At 59.1% G+C, this 6651-nt stretch carries 6 protein-coding genes; 1 reads left to right on the top strand and 5 read right to left on the bottom strand.

Annotation, left to right across the window (positions count from 1 at the left end; translation table 11 throughout):
- Positions 1 to 471 precede the first annotated feature (471 nt).
- A complete protein-coding gene (locus tag FJ398_10595) occupies positions 472 to 699 on the top strand; it encodes a hypothetical protein (GenBank protein ID MBM3838396.1) in 228 nt (75 codons plus the stop codon).
- A gap of 84 nt (positions 700 to 783) precedes the next feature.
- Here FJ398_10595 and FJ398_10590 read toward each other — a convergent pair whose 3' ends face one another.
- The 5 genes from FJ398_10590 to FJ398_10570 form a co-directional block, all read right to left on the bottom strand.
- Entirely contained in the window at positions 784 to 1893 is a 1110-nt protein-coding gene (locus tag FJ398_10590) for a hypothetical protein (GenBank protein ID MBM3838395.1), read from the bottom strand.
- Positions 1877 to 2725, bottom strand: a complete 849-nt coding sequence (locus tag FJ398_10585) for a DUF4956 domain-containing protein (protein ID MBM3838394.1) — start codon at positions 2723 to 2725, stop codon at positions 1877 to 1879. The genes FJ398_10590 and FJ398_10585 overlap by 17 nt, the downstream gene beginning before the upstream one ends.
- Positions 2560 to 3741, bottom strand: a complete 1182-nt coding sequence (locus tag FJ398_10580; protein ID MBM3838393.1) for a polyphosphate polymerase domain-containing protein — start codon at positions 3739 to 3741, stop codon at positions 2560 to 2562. The genes FJ398_10585 and FJ398_10580 overlap by 166 nt, the downstream gene beginning before the upstream one ends.
- A gap of 323 nt (positions 3742 to 4064) precedes the next feature.
- Positions 4065 to 4889, bottom strand: a complete 825-nt coding sequence (locus FJ398_10575) for a type II secretion system protein (GenBank protein MBM3838392.1) — start codon at positions 4887 to 4889, stop codon at positions 4065 to 4067.
- Positions 4890 to 5120: 231 nt separating this feature from the next.
- Entirely contained in the window at positions 5121 to 6563 is a 1443-nt protein-coding gene (locus FJ398_10570) for a peptidase M64 (protein MBM3838391.1), read from the bottom strand.
- Positions 6564 to 6651 lie beyond the last annotated feature (88 nt).

Here is a 6651-nt window from a genome sequence, read left to right as displayed (position 1 = left end):
AATATCGCGGTCGGCATTTGCATTCTTGGAATTCTTGCGATCATCGGCGCTCTGATGGCGACAGTTGTGCGCCGCGAGCGCACGACGCTTCCTATCCAAGAGATTCAGCTTTCTTGATCTCGCGGAAAATGAAACGACGCAATTCGGTAAATCTTCCGCGAGTTCGTCCCCCGAAACAGCGTTTCCGTTTAGTTTAGTTCCTCACCGAGTTTCTGAATCGCCCGTTGCTTGCTGGTATTTAGCCAAGTGATGCAGTTTGACACTGAGCCTCCACGCACCTTTGGGTGCCAGCAGCATTGCCAGCAAAGTCGTACTGGAGGAGTTAGGGAAAGCACTCTTGAGTAGGCGCGGATTAGCCTTGAGTTCTGGGTGCATTTCCTTTATCTCTCGAGAGAAATTGGGTGCTAAGGCATTGATTCTGAAGGCCTGGCAGAAGGAGGTAAACGACCAGCTTGGTCGTTCGGCAAGAATATGAGCGAGACGCCACCTGACGAGATAAAGCTCAACGACCTCATGTTTAAGGCGCTTGATCATGCAGTGTTTTCCATCGCTGATACCGGTGATCCACTGATTCCATTCTCGCTGACTGAAGACGCCTCCGGGCAGACGACGCTTACGCGATATGTTACCGACCGGATTGAGAAGGGAGTCGAGGAAGGAAAGAAGAGCATCAAGGTTGTGAAGGAGAAAGTCGGATAATTTGTCAGCGACTCTTGCAGCCGACCAAGGCCTTGAATCTTCGGGGGTGGCGAAAGTAATCCCAGGCCAGGGCCAGTCCGGGAATCATTGCGTCTGCGGACGGAAAACCAGATCCACGACTTCGCCCGGGCGGGCTTTCAAATCGGCAGGCAAACTGATCTTGATCGGCAGGCCAATATCCATGAGCGCACCCGGTCGGAGGATGGCCAGAGAATTGGTGATCGGTTCTAACTGCGAGCCGACTTGCAGGACTTGCGCCTCATGCACCGACGGCTTCGGATACCGCATCCGCACCTCCACGGCCATGCCCAACGCCGGTTCCACCGGGAATGGCTGGCGCAGGTATCCCACGATGTGATCGGGCTGGATGGCATTCAGGGAAATGATCAGTTCCCCATTCTGGACGTTTTCGCCCGCCTGCCGATACACGGCGCTGACCATGCCGTCGATTGGAGCTTTGAGCGTGATCGGCTCCAGTTGAGCCTCGGCGGCGTGCAACCGGTCCTCCTGGGCCTTGAGGGAGGAGAGAACGGCGTCGGCCACGGGCGGCGGCGTTTGCGGGTCGCCCAGATTCTTCAATTGCTGCAAGCTCTGTTCGAGGTCTGCAATGACCTTGGTCCGTTCCTCCACTTCGACGCGCCTCTCGTCGCGCGTCTTGAGTGAAAAATCATAAAGCTGCTCGGAAATGAGTTTGGCCTGAAAAAGTTGTTCGTCGCGCCGAAGTTCGTTCTCGGCGCGCGCCAGATCGACCTTGGCCGTGGCCAGATCGACCTTCTGGAGCAGCCACTCCAGCCGGAGCCGCTCGTAATCGGTCGCGTTGCGTTGCTGATTGAGTTGAGGCTGCAGCCGCGTGCGCAACACGTCGAGTTCCGATTGCACCAAGGCAAAACGCAACCGGGGATCATTCGGGGTAATGACGGCCACCGGCTCGCCACGGGCGACTTTTTGGAAGCGCGCCACCTTGAGTTCGGTAAGCACGCCCGGCTGAGGACTGGCCACGTCCGCGCGAATCGCTTCGACCCTGCCGCGCAGCGTGGGGGCGACCAGGCGGTCGCTCCAAATGGCGAACACGCCAGCGAGGGCGGCGACAAAGCCGACCCACGGCAGGGCCTGCGTGCGAAATTCGCGCCACCGCCGGCCAGGCGGGACAGGAATCCGGGGCAACGGCCCGGAGGGATCAAAGTTCCGACTCATCTTCTGCTTTCAAACTCGTGACTCGGGAAACGCCGTGCAGCTCGCCCAATTCCCTTAGCAGGTCTTCGACGCGATTGGTATCCCGAAGCAGGATCCGATACGAAAGATCAACTCCTTCATAGCCTTCATTAGAACGCTGGCTGGCGCAATGCGTTTTCAGGCTATGCCGGTCCAACAAACGGCCCAACGCCGCCAACTCCGTCAAGGGCCGCGCCCAGTGCAAATTCACAATCAAATCATAACGGTGCCGGCTGCCAAAAGCCGAGTACCACAGGAAGAAGAACACCAGCGTGACCAGCGCGCAACCCACAATCGCCACCGTAAACCGTTGGGTCCCGTTCGCCATGCCCAGAACGATCGCCGACAACACATAGGTGGTGTCGAGCGTATCCCGGAGAATGTTTCGGAAGCGGACGATAGCGAACACCGCGAGCAGCCCGAACGCCGTGATCAGATTATTGCTGAGCACCTGCATCACCAGATCGACGAGCACCGGCATGACCACGAGGGAATTCACGAACGACCGGGAGTAAGACAGACCGGAGTGGGTGACCATGTAAACCCAGGCGAGCACTTGCCCGCACAGGTACGCCAGCAACAAGCCGAGCAACAAGATCGGCAAATCCGTGGGCGTGGGCGCGAAGTCGCCGCGATAAAACCATTCGTTCATGCCGCCGTCTTGATTAAGCCAGGAGCGCTCAGTTTTTTGAAACTGGACTTGCGCGCCTCCCGATTTGCCACACTCTCCGGGGCGGGAGAAAAACTCACCGGAGCCGCCAGCCGGCTTTCGCCCAGCAAAGCCACGCCATCCGCGTATTTGGCCGCCGAGCATTGCACCAGTCCATAGACCCGGGCCAATTCGCGGAACCAATCCGGAAACCGTCCGGAGAATTTCAGCTCGAGCACCACGTTGCGCCCAAACACCAAAACGGGATTCTTCATCTCGCCCGAAAGGCTGAGCGTCGGGTCCGGGTCGCATTTGACGGCGCGGTCCATGGTGACGCGGACGGCGTTGTTTCGGGGGCTGATCCAGGCTTCGCGCAAGTAGGACACGTGGGCCTTGGGCCGGGCGTGAATGTGATTCATGAGCTGGCTGAAACGCTGGAGCGCGACCAGTTGCTTGGGCTCATTGGAAATCAGGTGTTCCGGCGCGGGCAGGTGGCCGGCGATCAGCCAGTCCACGGCGCCACGGCGCACGGCGCCGCGTTGTTTGAGAATGGCGTCGTTCTCGCGGCGTTTGATCTCGAAATAGACCGGAGCCGCGGGTTGGTTCTCGTAAAACCGCAGCCGCAATTTGAACCGGTTCTTGTTGCCATTGATCGTCTCCCAATAAGTCGTCAACTCGTCCGAATCCAGGTAGAGGCTGTGGATCGGATAGGACAGGTTGGGCTGCGTGGCGCCGTACTCGTCGATCTCCAGGTAGAGCCGGACGAATTCGCGCACGGCCAATGCCACTTCTTCATTGACGATGTATTTCAGCTCGAAGCGTTGGAGTTGAAGCCGGTCTTCCGACATATGCCGCATCACCAGAGCCGGCCTCGCGCCACGCCGGAGTTCGTCCCCATCGACGCGCAATTCTTGCTCGTGCTTCTCGGCTCTGCGGCGACCCGTGGGAAGGGGCGCTCGGCCACCGCATCCGGCCGCAAATCCGGTCCGGCGCAGCGAACGGGATCGTTTCGATAAGGTGCAATGCTCGGCTTCAAGCTTTTGTCCGCGAATTAAAGCACAACGGGTGCCACTGGAAAGCGTGAATTCGCCCCCCCGGCATTGCTGCACGGCTGATTCAAGAAGGAGCGCGGGCAGGCTGCCCGCGCTCCTTTCGCGAGATTCTTGAATCAGCCGTGGCATTGCAGCAGTGCATCCACAAGTTGGCGGTGGCCTGTGGCGCAGGATTGCATAACCGTTCTTGTGGACCGTGGCCTTTAGGCCGCTTCAACGCTGGACTCCGGAGAGTGCGCGGAAGCAGCCTGAAGGCTGCGGTCCGCACGGTTTTCGGTTCAAGGGCCATGTTGCATGGCCACGAGGCCAAGGAAGCTTCCCACGAACCAGACGGTAGGGCGAGCTTGTCCTCAGCGAGCCGAGTCGGACGTGTTCCAGTCACATCGAGCGGCTCGCCGGGGCTCGCCCTACCAGCAGTTCATGGGAAGTCTCCAAAGCAGTTCGGGCACGCATCAAGGCGGATACGGAACACCATCCTTGATCGGCGAGGACGTGCGGAGCTGCACCCACGGCACGTCGCGCGGCCCTTTCGGGCTGGCGACGATCTTTTTGGATAACGTGTCCGGGTCCTTCCATTTTCTGATTTCGGCGTGCCCGTCTGCAAACGAGAAACCGCACGCGCCGTTGTGATAGTTGGCCGGCAGGTTGGCCCAGAGTTCCTTGCGGTTGACGAAGACGAGAAAGTAACCGTCGTCAATTCCGTCCGGGTGTTCATCCAGAAACACGAACGCTTCGGCCGGGGCGGGCTTGAGTATCTCGGAATATTTTTTGAACGTGTAGTGCGTGTTCCGGATCTCTGCGGTGTACCAACTGTCCCCGTTCATATTTCCGTTCATCGAAATGCTGCGCACGCGCCGATGCTTTCGGCCACTGAGGGTGACGGAGCTCTGGTCGGCCGGGCATTTGTAAATGTCAAGAGACTGGTTGTAATTCCAGAGCATCCCGCGCGGCGCCTTGATGAGATTGATGTTCGTGGCGTCGGTCGCCGTCATGAGCCAGCCTTCGATCCAGCCGATCTGGTTGCCCGTGCCGTTGGGCACGAGCCGGTCATTGTTGTCCTCGGCGTACATGTACCAGGCGAGGTTAAGCTGTTTCAAATTGTTCAGGCAGGCAATGCCCTGGGCCTTGGTTTTGGACTTAGACAGCGCCGGCAAGAGCATCCCCGCCAGGATGGCGATGATGGCAATGACGACGAGCAATTCGATCAAGGTGAAGCCGGGGCGCCGGGAAAAGGTTCTCGGTCCGGGATGAGAAGATTGGGGTTCAATGGTCTTCATGGCGCGTTCCTTCATGTTGTTGATGACTCTGGCACGAGCTAAACGCAAAGCTGACTCCAAGCCGCAGACCACGTCAAGCCTCCCCTTAAACGGGTAAGGACGGATTCCACTCCGTCCCACTGAAAACCGTGAAGCGCAGATGGCCTCGAAAGGTGACAATGGAACAGAGGCGGATCAGGATTTCTCAGCGTTCGTCTGTCTGCGGATAAACAACAACGCGCCGGAAATTAATCAGGGACGCGGTGGAACGCGTCCTTTACCAGTCGCGTAAAGCTCGATCACGCGTTCCAGGGCGCGGCGGCAGACGGCGCAGAACGTCGTGCTCCGCGTGAACATGATGCAGTCGATCTCCGGGCGGTAATAGCCTTTCGCTTCGTACATCGCGCCTTCAAAGGCGCCCACCTTGCCGGCGTGCTTCTCCTGACCGAACAGTTTCACCTCGAACTCACGATTCTCGCGGAAAAGCGCTTCCATCTCTTCCTCGGGCTTGTTCTCCGCGCGAATCTTCGCCCGCCGCTTCTGATACTCGCGTGAATGTTTCTCGAACTCCTCCTTTTGCCAGGGCGTGGGCGTTGGCGTGCCCGAGGCGACGAGATCCTTCCATTTCAGTTCCTTCGCGTTGAGCAGCGCGGTGACGTTCGGTTCCCACGGCTCGGCCCTGACGGACGGCGACGCGTAGGCCACGGGCGAGGTGTAGTACTCGTCCGCCAGCCCCGCGAAATGATGGCCGAACTCGTGCACGAAGACATACGGCGCTTGCCCGCTGTCCGCCGCAACCGTGCCGTAGAGATTGTGAATTCCGCCGCCCCCGTACGTGCGCGTGTTGGTGAGAATTTCGACGAACTCATACGGCGCGAACTGCGCGACGGTGCGGAAGGCGCGGTTGTCGAAAGTCAAAATGTAGCGTTCGGAGCCGAACGCATCGTAAGTCGTGCCCAGCGGGGACACACGGTGGATCCCGGTCGAAGGCCGCGAAACGCCCGATTCGGCGGCCAGCGGGCAAAGCGCCCAGACATTGAAGTTCGTGCGCTGCTCTTTGAAGGGCGAAGTCGCGAAAAGGACTTCGGCGAGCCGCCGCGCGTCCGTTTCAAACTTTTTCAACTCCTGCACGGTGTAGCCGTCGCCCAGGATCAGGAAATCCACCTTCCCGGCCGGGTCGCCGTTCTTCTCGATTTCGATCAGGGGCGCAGGCGGAGGCGGTGTGGACTTGTCCACGAACATGTCCTTTGGATCGACGATGGTGGACCAGACTTCGCGGAAGGCGTTTTTGTCGTCGCGTTTCTTCAGGAGGATTTGCACGGGCGCGCGCGGCGCCGGAAAACGCAGTGATTCGTGGAAGGAGCGGTTCGCGGACTTCGCTTCGTCGGTGGTTTCCCATTCGCCGTAAATGGAACAGAAACCGCGCGAGTAAAGAAGGCGGTTGCTCGCGCGGTCGCGGACTTCAAACAGATATTTGCCGAGATTGGTTTCGTCGATGGGCCGGGCCGGATTGCCGGGCCACGCCAGCGGCTCGACCACGACGCGATCGACGCTGAACAGCTCCTGGTTTGCGTTCCCCGTGTGGAAATAATCCAGCCGCAGGGTGCGGGGCGGCGCGGATTGCGCGAGCGCGGCCGAGGATACAAGAGTAGAAAAAAGGGAAAGACCCAATGCAATCGAAGCAAATCTCTTCATGCACGCGATTGTATCAGGAAAGCCATTGGCCGTCAGAAAATTGTCCTCCAGCTAAGCCTGGAAAAGCAACCAGGCCCACGAAACACAC

This window comes from Verrucomicrobiota bacterium (genome assembly GCA_016871535.1).
Lineage (GTDB): Bacteria > Verrucomicrobiota > Verrucomicrobiia > Limisphaerales > SIBE01 > VHCZ01.
Note: the sequence above shows the minus strand (reverse complement) of the source record. Positions and strands in the feature narration are given on the sequence as shown.

Coding starts and splice junctions, on each gene's coding strand:
- FJ398_10595 (MBM3838396.1), top strand. CDS start 472: ATGAGCGAGACGCCACCTGACGAGATAAAGCTCAACGACCTCATGTTT.
- FJ398_10590 (MBM3838395.1), bottom strand. CDS start 1,893: ATGAGTCGGAACTTTGATCCCTCCGGGCCGTTGCCCCGGATTCCTGTC.
- FJ398_10585 (MBM3838394.1), bottom strand. CDS start 2,725: ATGCTCGGCGGCCAAATACGCGGATGGCGTGGCTTTGCTGGGCGAAAG.
- FJ398_10580 (MBM3838393.1), bottom strand. CDS start 3,741: ATGCCACGGCTGATTCAAGAATCTCGCGAAAGGAGCGCGGGCAGCCTG.
- FJ398_10575 (MBM3838392.1), bottom strand. CDS start 4,889: ATGAAGACCATTGAACCCCAATCTTCTCATCCCGGACCGAGAACCTTT.
- FJ398_10570 (MBM3838391.1), bottom strand. CDS start 6,563: ATGAAGAGATTTGCTTCGATTGCATTGGGTCTTTCCCTTTTTTCTACT.